Source organism: Limnohabitans radicicola (assembly GCF_014837235.1).
In the GTDB taxonomy this organism is placed as follows: Bacteria; Pseudomonadota; Gammaproteobacteria; order Burkholderiales; family Burkholderiaceae_C; genus Limnohabitans_A; species Limnohabitans_A radicicola.
This window is the reverse complement of record NZ_JACYFT010000004.1, coordinates 12883-27852: the sequence shown is the minus strand read 5'-3', so window position 1 is coordinate 27852 and position 14970 is coordinate 12883. Positions and strand designations below refer to the sequence as shown.

Below are 14970 nucleotides of genomic sequence, written 5' to 3'. Positions count from 1 at the left end.
AGCGTGGCAAACATATTCTTGGCCTGGCAAAACAGGACAGACGAAGGCACCCTCTCGGGCGGCTCCTGGCTGCCCGCGCTGCCCTTGGCAAACCTGCAAAACCGGCAGGTGCAAAAGGTCTCGCGCAGCAGTGGCGTGACCGCCGCCGCGACCCAATTCGCCATCGACCTGGGCCAAGCCCGCTCGATCGGCGTGGTGGCCCTGGTGGTGCACAACATCAGCGTGAGCGGTACCGTGCGCATCACGGCCAGCGACACGGCCGCGTTCACCACGCTGTACTACGACAGCGGCGCTGTGGCTGCATGGCCTGCGGGCGTGATCCCGACCGACCTGCTGGAGTGGGAAGACGACAACTTCTGGCTGGGCACGCTCTCGCAGCAGGCCCGTGCCGGTTACCAGTCGCCCTTCATCTTGCGGCTGCCCAGTGTGCAGAACATGCGCTACTGGCGGGTTGAGATCGTGGACACCGGCAACAGCGACGGCTACATCCAGATCGGTCGCCTGTTCATGGCACGCGGCTGGACGCCCAACGTGAACTACGCCTACGGCTCGGGACTGGGCTTCCAAGACCCGACGCCGGTGGATACCTCGCTGTCCGGTGCGGAGTACTTCGATGTGCGCTCCAAGTATCGGGTCATGACCTTCACGCTGCCCTACATCACCGCAACCGAGGCCTACAGCTACGCGCTCGAGCTGCAGCGCCTGGCGGGGGTGAGCGGCGAGATCCTCGTTATGCCCGATGGGGGCACCTCGCTCACCACACAGCCCCAGCGCTCGTTCGTGGGGCGGCTGCGGCAGATCGGGGCCATCAAACAACCCAATCCATCGACCTATGCGGTTGATTTTGAAGTGAAGGAACTGCTGTAATGGGGTCGGTCATGTTTCCGATAGGGCTCGGTGGTGACGGATCGACCGTCACCGACGACGCCAACGCCAGCACGGGGCTGGCCAATGGCGGGCACCGTTTGCGATTTGTGCAGTCGCTGTCACAGTTTGTCTCGGTCGCGAACTACACGGTCAGTTATGCCGCCCAGCGCGTCGTTGACGCGGCCGCTCAAGTCAGCTTGGCCACGGTCCAGGCAAACGCGGCAGCAGCCAGCGCGGCAACGGCGCTCAACGCGCCCGGCACCCAGGCCACCAGTACGAGCACCTTGACCGTGGGTACGGGCAGCCAGACGCTCACCTTGGCGCAGACCGGCAAGACATTCACTGTCGGGCAGTTCGTGCAGGTGGTGAACAGCGGTTCGGCCTGGATGACGGGCGTGATCACCGCGTTCAACCCCGGCACCGGGGTGATGACCTTCATACCTGCCTACATCGGCGGCAGCGGCAGCTACTCGGCCTGGACGGTGTCGCCTGCAGCCCCCCCGGAAATTCCCTCCGTGGCGGGCAACGCAGGTAAAGCGCTGTTTACGGACGGCATCAGCTTGAACTGGGCGCAGGTCTATCCCACTCAGGCCGGTAACGCAGGCAAGGCCCTCATTACTGACGGCTCGACGGTCAATTGGGCGCTGGTGTACCCCTCTCAATTGGACAACCGTGGCAAGTCCCTGGTGACGGACGGCGCAACCGCTTCGTGGGTGGGTACCAGCTGCCGCCAATATTTTCTGAGTCAATCTTAAGGAGGCCCCGGCATGGCATCGGGAACACTTGGCCAGGCCGATCTGGCGGCCACCACGAACACGGCGGTCTATACCGTCCCGGCTGGCAAGGTCGCCAGTTTCAACGTGAATGTCCTCAACAGGACGACATCGAACGTGACCGTTCGCATGGCCATCAGTGCCACCAGCTCGCCCACCAACAGCGAATTCCTGGAATACGAGGCCACTGTTCCAGCCAACGGCGTCATGGAGCGCACGGGCTTGGTCGCCAGTGCGGGAAAGAACCTGGTCATTTACGCCAGCTCGACTGGCGTGAGCGTGAATGTTTTTGGATTTGAGGAGTAAAGCATGGGTCGACAAATCTACGGCAGCCCACCGGTCGTGACGGTTCAGGGCACACTGACCACCTTGCAATCGCAGGCTGGGCGCCAGCCTTCGCAGCCGTCTATCACGAGTCCGTCCAGCGGCGCGACGCTGAGCAATTTCACGCCGACACTGAGCAGCTCGGCGTTCTTCGTCTACAACACCGACACACATGCCGGATCGCAATGGCAGTTTGCCAACGATTCAGCTTTCGTAAACGTGGTCTATGACCTGGCCACGACTGCGTCGAAGACCTCGCTCGCCGTTTCCTCCGGTGCCATCGCACAGGTCAGCGGCCCCCTGTTCGCGCGCGTGCGGTACATCAGCTCTGCCTCGGAAGTGTCGCCGTGGTCGAACGCCATCACCATGATCAGGACGGCAAGCGTGTCGGTCACGCCCCAATTCTTGAGCACGACGAATTACCGTTTTGCATTCACCTACGCTGGAACGGGAATCGCAGATTCTGTGTCGGTGAAGATTTCGGCCAGCGCCGACATGTCCAACCCGATCGCAAACACTTCGGTCACTCTATCGGGCAATGCCGGAAATCTGGATTCGGTCACCTGCGCTTCGATGCCCGGTTTTGCGACCGGTACACCGTACTACGTGCAGGTCACCTCCGTAGGGGCTGGAGCGATCGTCAGCACAGCTACCTCTCAGCTTGCCCTCCCGACGTCATCCCTGGCCCTGAACACCAGCACGGCTCTCTACAACCCCGGTAACGCAAGCATCACTGTTATCAACGGGGTCAGCGGAGCAAATTCGGCAAGCATCGCAACCCAATACTCGACGTCGGTCAACTTCACGACGGTCGCCTATGAAAGCACCTCCGGATCGATCGCCGCGACCAACCTGCCAGGCTTGGCGACACGCGCAAGCCTGTACTACTGCCGCTTTGTGGTGGTGGCTGGCACTGACCGGCCGGTGGTGGGCTCACCATTTGCGCTTACTGCAGTACAAGTGCTCTCAGGCTCCGGTTCGGGCTCGATCAGCAGTGCATATTCCGGCTCCGTTCTCGTTTCAGGCATTGGAGGCGGCGGCTCGGGTGCCGGTGCTCCGGGTAGCGCATGTGGTGGTGGGGGATCGGGCTACATCGTCAGCCAGGCCTATAGCGTTACTGCCGGGCAGTCGTTTTCTTACGCTGTGGGAGCAGGTGGTACTGGTAACAGCTGGGCAGACGGCAACCCTGGTGCGGCAACGACCTTCACGCTGGGCGGCACCACGTTGACCTGTGCAGGCGGCAACGGCGGTAAGTCGCAAAGTGGGTACTCAAACGGTGGCACCGGCGGTCGAAACGGTGGTGATGGTGTGTACTCTGGCACGGGCAACTATGGCGGAGGTGGCTCGCCGTACAACAGCGGCGGAGCTCCCGGCAAGGCAGGCTCCGATGCGGCTCCGGGGTATGGCGGCTACGGTGGTTATGGATACGGAGCTGGCGGCGGCGGGGCAGTGCGCTCGGCTGACTACGGCGGAACCGGTCCTGCGGGCGGAGGCGCTGGCGGCTGGCCGTCGGGACCACAAGCAGGGCAGGGCCAATTTGCCAACGTGGTGGCGGGTGGTTACGGGAATGCTGGCTACTTGCAGATTCAATACACCAACTGGTGATCGGAGGAATGCATGAATGACGCAATGCTCAAAAAGGTCTGCCTCCTGACTGAAAACAAGTCAAAAATTGAAGGCCTCAAGTCGGTCTATACCAGGGACGAGATTGCTGCCGCGCAGGCTGGCACCACCAACGCCTACAGCGTGGCTCTGGCTGTCTTGCTCACCGAGCGCGAGCAGATATATGCCATGCCTGACGCCTGAATATCTCTTGCCCCACCTCGGGACAGATCGACCTGAACTATCCCCAATCCTGTTCAGCGAAGTCTGAACTGATCCGGAACTTTTTGATCAACGCCGCCATGGTTCGCCCTGGCGGCTTTTCTTTTGGAGAAACGAATGCCAGAACCGACAAGCAGTGGGATGGCCGGAGCAGCGGTGGCCTACAAGGCGCTGGGTGGGACAGCAGCCGCTGCCGCCAGTGGCGCCACTCTGGCTGCGGTGGTGGTCATGCTCATGACACCGCCACGCAATAAACGGGAATGGGCCGTAGGCCTGATTAGCACCGTGGTGTCCAGCATTGGCGGCGGCGCCATCACCGTCGAGCATTTCGGGCTGCACCACTGGGCCTTCTCCACCATGGGGCTGTGTGCACTTGGTGGGTTGATTTTTGCCTGTGGCCTGCCGGGATGGGCGATGGTGCGCTGGACCTTTGCCTTCATCGACAAGCGCCGAGACGACTCGATCGACGAGGTGGCCAAGGACGTGAAGGAGCTGCTGTGAATCCCAGTGAATTCATCATGCGGCTCACCATGGCCGCCGTCGCGTCAGCCAAAGCCACAGGTGTTCCCGCCTGCATCACGATCGCGCAGGCCGCCCTTGAGTCCGCTTGGGGGGAATCTTGCCTGGCCAAGACGGGCAACAACCTCTTCGGGATCAAAGCTGACAGCCTCTGGCGCGGCCAGACCTTGACCCTGAACACCAAGGAGTTCATCAAGGGGCAGTGGGTGGTGGTGCCAGCCCTTTGGCGCAAGTATCCAAGCTGGCAAGCCAGCATCGACGACCACGCCGCGTTCCTCAAGCGCAACCCCCGCTACAAGGCCTGCTTTGCTTGCACTACTGCCCAGGCTTTTGCCAAAGCACTGGCTCAGGCAGGCTATGCCACGGACCCGGCTTATCCGGACAAGGTCATTGGACTGATCAAGCAGCACAACCTGCTGGCCTTAGACGTAGGTGCTCCATGAACTGGCTCAACCGATTCTTGCTGGCCAACTGGTCGCACATCCTGGATGCGCTCCTTCTGCTGATTGCTCTGCTGTGCGGGATGCAGATGGGCGAATCCCGTGTCCAGAAGGCCTGGGACGCCGAAAAGCAAAAGATCGCGCTGGCCCAGGCAAGGCAAGAGCAGCACGTCGCCGATGTGCGGCTGACCCAATCTCAAATCACCCAGGAAATCTCGAATGAATACGCCAAAAGGTCCAAGCTGTTGGCTGATCGCCAGCCTGACAGTCGCACTGGCGGGGTGTGCAACTTCCCCGCAACCAGTGGCAGCGATCTGCCCTCTATTCCCAAAGCTCCCGCCGGAGCTGCTTCAGCCCGCTCCGACTCTTTATCTGCTCCCTCAGGAGATGCGTGGGAGGTGAGCTGTGAGCAGTTGAGCAAGGATGCTGAGCAGACCACGCTCATGCTTCTTGAAATTCAAAGATGGCTTCATGCCATACAGGAAACCAACAAGTGAGGGCCTCTCAATTAGTACATTCCAATCGATGTATTTCAAACGGTGCAGTTTCCTGTCTGGACCTCACTGGAAAACGACTTTCGCTTGCAGCAACACATAGCCTGCCCAAATTTCAGCAGCATTCAGAGACGAACCTTATCTTGGGTCTGTCACACCGAACTTCTCTTCAAGCCAGTTTTCCAGGCAGACCATGTCCCGCTCGTTGAGGGTTTTGAGTTTGAGCAAAACGCGCGCTATCCGGTCGTCATCGCAATACAGAAAGGCCAATGGCACAGAAAGCTGCTGGGCAATCAGCTGTGCGGTCTGAATCGGTGGTTGGTGAGTGCCGGTCTCATAGCGACTCATCCGCGCACTGGCGGTGTGCTCATCCAGGCCAATCAGCACTCCCAGTCGATCCTGTGGAATTCCTGCAGCTTTTCGGGCTTCTCTTAGCCGCTTTCCGAATACGGCCATTTGATGGTGCTGAACTTGTCTATTTACCACTTACCGACTGTCAAGGATTTATACTTCCTTGTCTCTACGTATAACGTAGATTTATGTATTTACCTGACATTGATGGGTATTCCAAAAAATCGGAAAAATAATGATAAAAAAGTAAAATTTACGAAATCAAATGTAGGAAATTAATTCCTTTGAAATTTCATGATTGATATGCAGTTGTAATTAGTTTTATTAATCTTTGGTGAGTGGGTAATACTGAAAAAAACTTATTCACGGCCTTAGCTGACTTGTATCAGTGGGAATGGGCTGAGTTGCCAGCTGCTCGCAGCCTGGTGGGTCGGCATGTCTACTTTTGCATTGCAAAAGAAGTGTTAAGCAATGAAGAAATCAGGGCTGGTCAACCTCTCAAACATGTGTTTTTTCACCCTGTCTTAACCGACCGTGCCATCCGCATGAAGCTGCGTGAATTTGAGATGGATGGCCTTATCCAGATGTTGCCCAGTGACAGCGACAAGCGCTTTCGCCGACTCGTGCCGACGCCGCTTTTGTTGGAGGTCATCGAAAGACACGCCCGCACCTTGCGCCAAACCATCGAAAAAACCGTTTACTGCATTGACAAAGACAATTAACCCAATCCTGCGGACAGTCAGTCTGGCTGTGCTGACCGCAGTGGTGCAGCTTGCCCCTGTGCTGGCAGACCAGCCAACCCCGCACCGCAGCATGCTGCCCGACATGCTCGAGCAACACCCCGCCGTGCGCGCGGCCGATCAGCAAAGGCAAGCCGCTGCACAGGAGGTCGATGGTGCCCGCTGGCAATACTTTCCCACCCCTTCGGTCGGTGCTGAAAGCAGCAACCAGACCAACCCATTGCTCGACTCCAAAACTCGTTTTGCGCGCTTGCAGCAACCCCTGTGGACCGGTGGACGCCTGACCGCGCAAACCGACCGCGCCCGTGCCCAGCTCGAACTGGCCGAGGCCGGCTGGCGCGAGCAAAGGCAAAGCCTGGCCACACGCTGGGTTGAGCTGTGGGCCGAAGCCGTGGCGGCCGCCACGCGTGTAGAGGCTTATGTCGAATCCGAGGCGCTGCACCAGCGTTACGTCAGGCGCGTGCAGGCGAGGGCGAGCGAAGGTCAAATCGCCCGCAGCGAAATCCAGTTGTCCGTCTCGCGCCTGGCCAATGTGCAGGCCGAGCTTGAATTGGCTCGTACCCAGCAACAGCAGGCCCTCAACAAACTGCGCCAGATGTGGGGCAGACCCTGGTCCGTGGCCGGGCCGCTGGCGTTTTCCGCAACGTACAGCGCAGCTACAGCGCCCGATGCCGAACCGCCCGAAGACCACCCTGTTCTGCAAAAAGGCCGCGCCCAGATTCAGCTGGCCCAAGCCGAAGCAGATCTGGCCAAAGCGCGCCTTTCACCTGAAATCTACGTACGCGGCGAAATTGTGCACGGTGACATCACCGGCGAAACCCGCAAAGCCTACATCGGCCTGAGCACCAGCTACGGTGGCGGGCTTTCCAGCCTGAGCGCCATCGGCTCTGCCCAAAGCCGCGTCGAAGCCCAGCGCCAGGACCTCGAAGTGCGCCGCAGGGATCTCAGCGACCAGCTCACCGCCGACCAGCTCCAGCGGACCAGTCAGCAGCAGCGGGCCCTGCAGCTGCAGCAAGCCCTCGAAGCGGCCCAGGCCTACCTGCAGTCTTCCGAAACCCAGTTCGACAACGGCCGCCGCAGCTGGCAAGAACTCATGAACAGCGCCCGCGAAAAAGCCCAGCTCCGTGCCCAACTGGCCGACGCCTCCGCGCAGGCCTGGCTCGCTGCCGAGCGCCTGCGCCTGAACACCCAGGGCCTCGACAGCTACCTCTCCTCCAGTGCCCCCCTTGCAGCGCCCGTCTCCCGCTGAGCGGCCAGCGCCACGGCAATCCACCCTCACCTCATGACACCCACACCGCCCACACCCCCAGCCGGTCAGACCCTGATCGCCTGCCTCATGCGCCTGTCGCAACTGCGCCGCGAACCCGTCGACGCGCTGCAGCTGCAGTCGCTTCTGCGCGAAGCCCAGCTCCCACCCGATCCCAACCCGCAACAGCTGCAAGCCACCCTCGGCCAGCTCGCCCGCGCCCAGCGCTGGGCGCGTCCCCAAAGCAGCCGCCGCCCGGACGCCTCGCGCCTGCCCGCCCTCGTGCTCGAACCCGGCCTGGCGCCCGCCCTCATCGTGGCTGGCCGCAGCGACAACAGCTGGACCGTGCAACGCTGGAACCTCGAACAACGCCAGTTCAGCGAAGAAGCCGTCAGCGACTTTGCCGACGGCAGCCTGTTTGTGCGCCTGCGCATGGCCGCCCGCTTCTCGCCCGCCGCCAGCCCCAGCTTCCAGCTCGTCTGGTCTGAAATCTGGCAACACCCCCGCGCCCTGCTTGACGTAGCCGCCGCCACCGTCACCGTCACCGTGCTCGCGCTGGCCACCTCGTTTTATTCCATGCAGGTCTACGACCGCGTGGTCCCCACCCAGGCCAGCGCCACACTGCTCGTGCTCACGCTCGGCGTCATCGCCTCCATCCTCCTCGAAGTGCTGGGCAAATGGCTGCGTTCGCGCCAGGTCCACCACCTCACCGACCTCATTGACCAAAGCCTCGCCCGCACCGTCTTTGGCCGCTTTTTAAACCTGCGCCTGGACCAGCTCCCCCCCAGCGTCGGGGCCACTGCCTCGCGCCTGCGCGGCTACGAAAGCATTCGCGGCTTTTTGGTCAGCCTGGTCACCCAGGCCATGGTCGACATCCCGCTGGCCCTGCTCACCCTGCTGGTGCTCTTCTTCATTGGCGGCAAACTCGCCCTCATCCCGGCTAGCTTTCTGGTGGCTGGGCTGGTGGCCGGCACCGTTTTCCAGGGCCGCATCGAACACCTGGCCCGCCAAGCCACCCCCGCGCAACACCTCAAATCCGGCCTGCTGGTCGAAAGCATCGAAGGCGCCGAAACCATCAAGTCAGGGCAGGGCGGCTGGCGCATGCTCTCGCGCTGGCTCGACATCACCGACGAAGCCCGCCAATACGAACACCACATGCGCGAACTGACTGAAAACGCGCAATTCATGGTCGCCACCCTGCAGCAACTGGCCTACATCAGCCTTGTGGCACTGGGCGCACTGGCCATCGGCGTGGACGACTTCAGCATGGGCGCCCTCATTGCCTGCTCCATCCTCAGCGGTCGCATCCTCCAGCCCATTGCCATGATCCCCAGCCTGCTCATGCAATGGGCCCACACCAAAGTCGCCGTCAGCGACCTCGACCGCCTCTGGCAACTGCCCGCTGACCACCCCGAAGGCACCCAACCCCTCATTGCCCCCCTGCAAGGCCAATACAGCCTCAGCGACATCGACATGCACTACGGCGGCACCCTGGCCCTGCGCCTGCCCAAACTGCACATCCGCGCTGGCGAACGCATCGCCATCCTGGGCGGCATCGGCAGCGGCAAAACCAGCCTGCTGCGCCTGCTCTCGGGCATGTACAAACCCCAGGCCGGCCGCGTCCTGCTCGACGGCATGGAACTCGAACTCATTGCCAAGGACTGCCTGTCCGAACACATCGGCTTTGTGGCCCAAGACGGCCGCCTCTTCGCCGGCACTCTCCGTGAAAACCTCATCCTCGGCTTGAACGACCCTGGCGACGAAGCGCTCCTCTTTGCTGCCCGCCGCACAGGCCTCTTTGACGCCGCGATTGCCCCCCATCCCAAAGGCCTGGAGCGCGACATCCACGAAGGCGGGCAAGGCCTCTCGGGCGGCCAACGCCAGCTCGTCCACTTCACCCGCGCCCTGCTGCGCCAGCCCCGCATCTGGCTGCTCGACGAACCCACCGCCTCCATGGACCCACCGCTGGAGCAGCGCGTGCTCCAGACCCTGGCCGAAGAACTGCAAAAGCGGCTCGACAGCACCCTCATCCTCGTGACCCACAAACCCCAGCTGCTTGGCCTCGTGCAGCGCGTCATGGTGCTGGCCAACCAGCAAATCGTACTCGACGGCCCGCGTGACCAAGTGCTCCAGCAACTGCGCCAGCCCGCCCCCCCGAGCGCCCCAGCCCCAAGCCAGGCCCCCACCGCCAAGGACAACCCATGACCACCCACCGCACCCAACGCGCCGGCGCCGGCCTCCTGCTGCTGGTCACCCTGCTGGCCTTCGTCACCTGGGCCGCCCTGTTTGACATCGACCAAATCGTCCGCGCCAGCGGCCAGGTCATCCCGCAAGAGCGCACTCAGCTCATCCAGGTCGCTGACGGCGGCGTGCTGCAAGAGCTGCGCGTTTCCGAAGGCGAACAAGTCCACAAAGGCCAAACACTCGCCGTGCTCGAAGGCGAACGCGCCAGCGCCGGCGTAGACGAAGTGCGCAACCGCATCGCCGGCCTCGACATCGCCCGCCTGCGTGCCCAGGCCGAAGCCAGTGGCCCCACCGACCTCAGCATCCAAGCCTTCCCGGTCGGCGCCTACCAGCGCAGCCACCTCGACCTCGTGCAAGCCCAGCAAGCCCTCTACAGGCAAAACATCCAGACCTTGCACGAAGAACTGCGGGCCCAAAGCCAGCAAATCCAGCTCGCCGAAGAGGAGCGACAACTCACCGAACGCCTTCACCAATCAGGTGACATCAGCCTTGTCGAACTCATGCGCACCCAACGCGCCGTGCTCGAACTGCAGCAACGCCGCCAGGCCACCCAAGACAAATTCCGCTCCGAAGCCCGCAAAGAACTCGCCCGCATCGAAGACGAAATCACCAGCCAACGCAGCAAACTGCAAGAACGCCAAAGCGTGTTTGACCACACCGTGCTGCAAGCCCCCACCGACGGCATCGTCAAATACCTGCGCATCAACACCCTCGGTGGCGTGCTGCGCCCCGGGGACGAGCTCATGCAAATCTCGCCCACCGAAGGCCAATACCTCGTCGAAGCCAAAGTCAACCCCGCCGACATTGGCCAACTGGCACTCGGCCAAAAAGCCACCCTGCGGTTCGACGCCTTTGACTACAGCCTCTACGGCACCGTGCCTGCCCGGCTGGACTACCTCAGCTCCGACACCCTCTCCGAACCCGGCCCCGACGGCCGCAGCAGCCAAACCTACTACCGCGCCCGCTTGACCATGACCGTCCTGCCCGGCCACAAAATCCGCCCCCAAGACATCAAACCCGGCATGACCGTCACCGTCGACATCCAGACCGGCCAACGCAGCATCCTGCACTACATCGCCAAACCCATCACCCGCGCCTTCAGCGGCGCCCTGGGCCAGAAATAACCCAAACCCCCATGGGTCCCCGCATTCGCGAGGACGACGGGGAGGGGCGAGGACGAAGGGGAGGGGACGAGGACGACGGAAAAGCCCTCCCGTCATTCCCGCCCCCTTCCCCGTCATTCCCGCGAAAGCGGGAATCCATGCCTTCCATCGCCTGACCAGTTGACTTTGCTATGTCTCAACAGCCCGCCGTCTACATCCTGGCCAGTCGTCGCCACGGCACCTTGTACATCGGCGTGACGAGTCAGCTGGTGCAACGCACCTGGCGGCACAAAAACGATGTGGTGGCGGGCTTCACGCAACGCTACGGTGTGCATCTGCTGGTGCACTACGAACTGCATGCCGACATGCTGACGGCGATTGCGCGTGAAAAGCAGCTCAAAAAATGGAACCGCGCTTGGAAGATCCAGCTCATCGAGTCACACAACCCCGATTGGCGGGATCTGTGGGACGAAGTGACACGCTGACCCAATCGTGTGGGTCCCCGCATTCGCGAGGACGACGGAAAAGCCCTCTCCGTCATTCCCGCGAAAGCGGGAATCCATTCTCCCCACCCTCCCAAAAAACCATCTCGGATCAGATATCCGGAAATCGCTTCCCGTACAAACCTAGCCGATGCCAAAAATGAATACCAGCGTCAACTAACTTCATCTACTCATGCCCACAAAGGCTAAAAGCATTCATTCAGGAGTCACCCATGGCATCGCATTCACAAACTATTCATATCAACACCCGCGCAGTTGCAGCGACCCCGGCGGCACAAAAAATCAAGGCCCAGCCCGGCCAGGCCCTGCAGTTGGTGATTGACGGAGTGGCCTACGTGGGCCAACCGCAGATCAAGGGCAAAGCCGTGCAACTGGTGCGCAAAGGCCGCCAGCTCGAAGTCCAGCTGCAAGACCAGGCGGTGGCCGTGGTCGAAGACTTTTACGCCAGCGAAGGCGCAGCCCCTGGCCAAGCCCTGGCCCTGAGCGCGCAAGACACCCTGGCCCTGCTGCAAGAAGGCAGCGCCGTGCAAGTGGCGGCAGCCCCCGCAGCCGAGCCTGCAGTCGCCCTGCCCCAGTGGGGCACCCTGGTGGCGCAGGCCAATCCATCGACAACGGGCAATGCCCCGGCCGCTGCAGCCGCGGCCAGCGCCGCGCCCGAAGCCACCGGCATGGGCATGGGCATGGGCACCGCGCTGCTTGGCGCCCTGGGCCTGGCGGCCCTGGCCAGCGGTGGCGGTGGCAGCAAAGACACCACGGCCCCCACCGCCACCGTGACCGACAACACCGCCGGCACCGCCACTGGTGCCGTCACCTACACCATCGCCTTCAGCGAAGCCGTCAAAGGCTTTGACGCCAGCAAAGTCAGCACCAACGCCGGCACCCTCAGCGGCTTTGTGGCCAGTGCCGACGGCAAAACCTTCACCATCGTGCTCACCCCCCCGGCCAATGCCACTGGCAGCGCCCAGCTGAGCATCAGCACCAGCGGCGTGACCGACGCCGCAGGCAACACCGCCGTGGCCCCCACCGTGGCGGCCCAGGCCTACGACACCGTGCCGCCCGACACCATGGCCCCCACCGCCACCGTGACCGACAACACCGCCGGCACCGCCACTGGTGCCGTCACCTACACCATCGCCTTCAGCGAAGCCGTCAAAGGCTTTGACGCCAGCAAAGTCAGCACCAACGCCGGCACCCTGGGTGACTTTGTGGCCAGCGCCGACGGCAAAACCTTCACCATCGTGCTCACCCCCCCGGCCAATGCCACGGGCACAGCCCAACTCAGCATCAGCACCACAGGCGTGACCGACGCCGCAGGCAACACCGCCGTGGCCCCCACCGTGGCCGCCCAGGTCTACGACACCGTGCCGCCCGACACCACGGCCCCCACCGTCACCGTCACCGACAACGTGGCCGGCACCGCCAACGGCCCGGTCACCTACACCATCGCCTTCAGCGAAGCCGTCAAAGGCTTTGACGCCAGCAAACTCAGCCTGAACGGCGGCAGCCTGGGTGCGTTGACCCAAGTCAGCGACAGCGAGTACTCCGTGGTGGCCACCCCTGCCGCCAACGCCACAGGCACCTTGCAACTGACCGTCAGCACCAGCGGCGTCACCGACGCCGCAGGCAACGTGGCCGTGGCCCCCACCGTGGCGGCCCAGGCCTACGACACCGTGCCGCCCGACACCACCGCCCCCACCGCCGCCGTGACCGACAACACCGCCGGCACCGCCACCGGTGCCGTCACCTACACCATCGCCTTCAACGAGGCCGTCAAAGGCTTTGACGCCAGCAAAGTCAGCACCAACGCAGGCACCCTCAGCGGCTTTGTGGCCAGCGCCGACGGCAAAACCTTCACCATCGTGCTCACGCCCCCGGCCAACGCCACGGGCACAGCCCAACTCAGCATCAGCACCACAGGCGTGACCGACGCCGCAGGCAACACCGCCGTGGCCCCCACCGTGGCGGCCCAGGCCTACGACACTGTTCCGCCCGACACCACGGCCCCCACCGTCACGGTGACTGACAACGCGGCCGGCACCGCCAACGGTGCCGTCACCTACACCATCGCCTTCAGCGAAGCCGTCAAAGGCTTTGACGCTAGCAAAATCACTGCCAGTGCAGGTACCCTGAGCGACTTTGTGGCCAGCGCCGACGGCAAAACCTACACCATCGTGCTCACCCCCCCGGCCAACGCCACGGGCACAGCCCAACTCAGCGTCAGCACCACAGGCGTGACCGACGCTGCAGGCAACGCCGCCGTGGCCCCCACTGTGGCCGCCCAGGCCTACGACACCGTGCCGCCCGACACCACGGCCCCCACCGTCACCGTGACCGACAACACCGCCGGCACCGCCAACGGCCCGGTCACCTTCACCGTCAAATTCAGCGAGGCTGTGACGGGCTTTGACGCCAGCAAACTCAGCCTGAGCGGCGGCAGCCTGGGCGCGCTGACCAAAGTCAGCGACAGCGAATACACCGTGGTGGCCACCCCTGCCGCCAACGCCACAGGCACCCTGCAACTGAGCGTCAGCACCGCAGGCGTTGCCGACGCCGCAGGCAACACCGCCGTGGCCCCTGCTGTGGCCAGCCAAGCCTATGCCCAAAACGTGCTGCAAGGCAACATCGTGGCAGGCCCGGTGGTGGGCACCCACAGCCTGAGCGTCAAGGTCTTCAACGCCGCAGGCCAAGCCATTGCCAGCGCCAGCGTTGACCCCAGCGGCAACTACAAGGTGGGCCTGGGCAACCACACCGGCCCCGTCTCGGTGCTGGTCATCGACAGCGACAACGCCAAGCCCGACTACGTGGACGAAGTCAAGAAGCAGGCAGTTGACCTCACGGCCAACCTGCTGGCTGCAGGCAACGTGGTCAACAGCGCCGATGTCCAGACCATCAACATCAACCCAGTCACCACCGTGGCCGCCAACAAGGCCGGGGTGCAAGCCACCACCGACGGTCAGGCCGTGCAAGCCACCACCCTGAGCGGCGCCGAACTGGCTGCCAAAATCAGCCAGAGCAACATCGCTGTGGCCAAGGCCCTGAACATTGGCACCACCGAAAGCAGCCTGCTCAGCACCAGCGTGGTGGCCACGGTCACCACTGCGGGCCAGGACAACCTGAGCAACGCCAACACCTACGGCAAAGTGCTTGCTACCCTGTCCGCGCTGGACCAAATCAAAGGCAGCACCGAAGCCGCCATCCTCGCGCTGGTGCAAAGCATCAGCGACCAAGGCACGCTCAGCACCACCATTCAAGCCCAGCTGGTACAGGCTGCCACTGTTGCCAATGTGCCGGCCACCACCGTGGTGCCCGGTTACCAACCTCCCGAGCCCGATGCTCCTGCAGACCCCGTGCTTTCGATGAGTTTCGCAGGCAAAACGGCTGCAGAAACAGCAGCCTTGCTGACCGGGCTGTCCGCCAACCAAAAAAGCCTGCTCTCAGTTGCACAAGGTGCGCAAATCGGCGTGGACCAACTCGACAGCCTGACCACGTTTGCGGGCCTGTCGGCCAACTTTGTGGATGGGCTGCAAGCCAACGTGCTGGCC

At 62.8% G+C, this 14970-nt stretch carries 15 protein-coding genes; 14 read left to right on the top strand and 1 reads right to left on the bottom strand.

The annotated features are described in order from the left end of the window. The first annotated feature begins 3 nt into the window (after window positions 1-3). The 8 genes from IC609_RS14530 (at window position 4) to IC609_RS14495 (ending at window position 5244) form a co-directional block, all read left to right on the top strand. Window positions 4-867, top strand: coding sequence for a hypothetical protein (locus IC609_RS14530; protein ID WP_191820257.1), 864 nt, complete (start codon window positions 4-6; stop codon window positions 865-867). 11 nt (window positions 868-878) lie between these two features. After that, window positions 879-1622, top strand: a complete 744-nt coding sequence (locus IC609_RS14525; protein ID WP_191820256.1) for a hypothetical protein — start codon at window positions 879-881, stop codon at window positions 1620-1622. 12 nt (window positions 1623-1634) lie between these two features. Further along, window positions 1635-1946, top strand: a complete 312-nt coding sequence (locus tag IC609_RS14520) for a hypothetical protein (RefSeq protein ID WP_191820255.1) — start codon at window positions 1635-1637, stop codon at window positions 1944-1946. Window positions 1947-1949: 3 nt separating this feature from the next. Next, on the top strand, window positions 1950-3569 hold the full coding sequence (locus IC609_RS14515; protein WP_191820254.1) for a hypothetical protein: 1620 nt from the start codon (window positions 1950-1952) through the stop codon (window positions 3567-3569). A gap of 12 nt (window positions 3570-3581) precedes the next feature. Beyond that, window positions 3582-3770, top strand: a complete 189-nt coding sequence (locus tag IC609_RS14510; RefSeq protein WP_191820253.1) for a hypothetical protein — start codon at window positions 3582-3584, stop codon at window positions 3768-3770. A 135-nt stretch (window positions 3771-3905) separates the two neighbouring features. Next, the gene (locus IC609_RS14505) at window positions 3906-4289 is read left to right on the top strand and encodes a hypothetical protein (RefSeq protein WP_191820252.1); all 384 of its coding nucleotides are present in this window, start codon (window positions 3906-3908) and stop codon (window positions 4287-4289) included. Beyond that, window positions 4286-4750 carry a glycoside hydrolase family 73 protein gene (locus IC609_RS14500; protein ID WP_191820251.1) on the top strand — a complete coding sequence of 155 codons (465 nt, stop codon included), beginning with the start codon at window positions 4286-4288 and terminating at the stop codon, window positions 4748-4750. Before IC609_RS14505 ends, IC609_RS14500 begins: the two co-directional genes overlap by 4 nt. After that, on the top strand, window positions 4747-5244 hold the full coding sequence (locus tag IC609_RS14495; protein WP_191820250.1) for a hypothetical protein: 498 nt from the start codon (window positions 4747-4749) through the stop codon (window positions 5242-5244). Before IC609_RS14500 ends, IC609_RS14495 begins: the two co-directional genes overlap by 4 nt. A gap of 135 nt (window positions 5245-5379) precedes the next feature. On the opposite strand, the gene IC609_RS14490 is transcribed toward IC609_RS14495, so the two are convergent. Next, window positions 5380-5697, bottom strand: coding sequence for a helix-turn-helix domain-containing protein (locus IC609_RS14490; protein ID WP_191820249.1), 318 nt, complete (start codon window positions 5695-5697; stop codon window positions 5380-5382). Window positions 5698-5930: 233 nt separating this feature from the next. Here IC609_RS14490 and IC609_RS14485 point away from each other — a divergent pair, with 233 nt between their 5' ends. The 6 genes from IC609_RS14485 to IC609_RS14460 all read left to right on the top strand — a co-directional run. Beyond that, window positions 5931-6314 carry a hypothetical protein gene (locus IC609_RS14485; protein WP_191820248.1) on the top strand — a complete coding sequence of 128 codons (384 nt, stop codon included), beginning with the start codon at window positions 5931-5933 and terminating at the stop codon, window positions 6312-6314. A 43-nt stretch (window positions 6315-6357) separates the two neighbouring features. Next, on the top strand, window positions 6358-7581 hold the full coding sequence (locus tag IC609_RS14480) for a TolC family protein (RefSeq protein ID WP_191820247.1): 1224 nt from the start codon (window positions 6358-6360) through the stop codon (window positions 7579-7581). Between the two features lie 33 nt (window positions 7582-7614). Beyond that, the gene (locus tag IC609_RS14475; RefSeq protein WP_191820246.1) at window positions 7615-9783 is read left to right on the top strand and encodes an ATP-binding cassette domain-containing protein; all 2169 of its coding nucleotides are present in this window, start codon (window positions 7615-7617) and stop codon (window positions 9781-9783) included. Beyond that, a complete protein-coding gene (locus tag IC609_RS14470; RefSeq protein ID WP_191820245.1) occupies window positions 9780-10946 on the top strand; it encodes an HlyD family efflux transporter periplasmic adaptor subunit in 1167 nt (388 codons plus the stop codon). Before IC609_RS14475 ends, IC609_RS14470 begins: the two co-directional genes overlap by 4 nt. Before the next feature lie 170 nt (window positions 10947-11116). After that, complete coding sequence (locus IC609_RS14465; protein WP_191820244.1) at window positions 11117-11410, top strand: GIY-YIG nuclease family protein; 294 nt, start codon at window positions 11117-11119, stop codon at window positions 11408-11410. Between the two features lie 230 nt (window positions 11411-11640). After that, the coding region (locus IC609_RS14460) for a beta strand repeat-containing protein (protein WP_225224222.1) at window positions 11641-14970 on the top strand (3330 nt) is incomplete at its 3' end.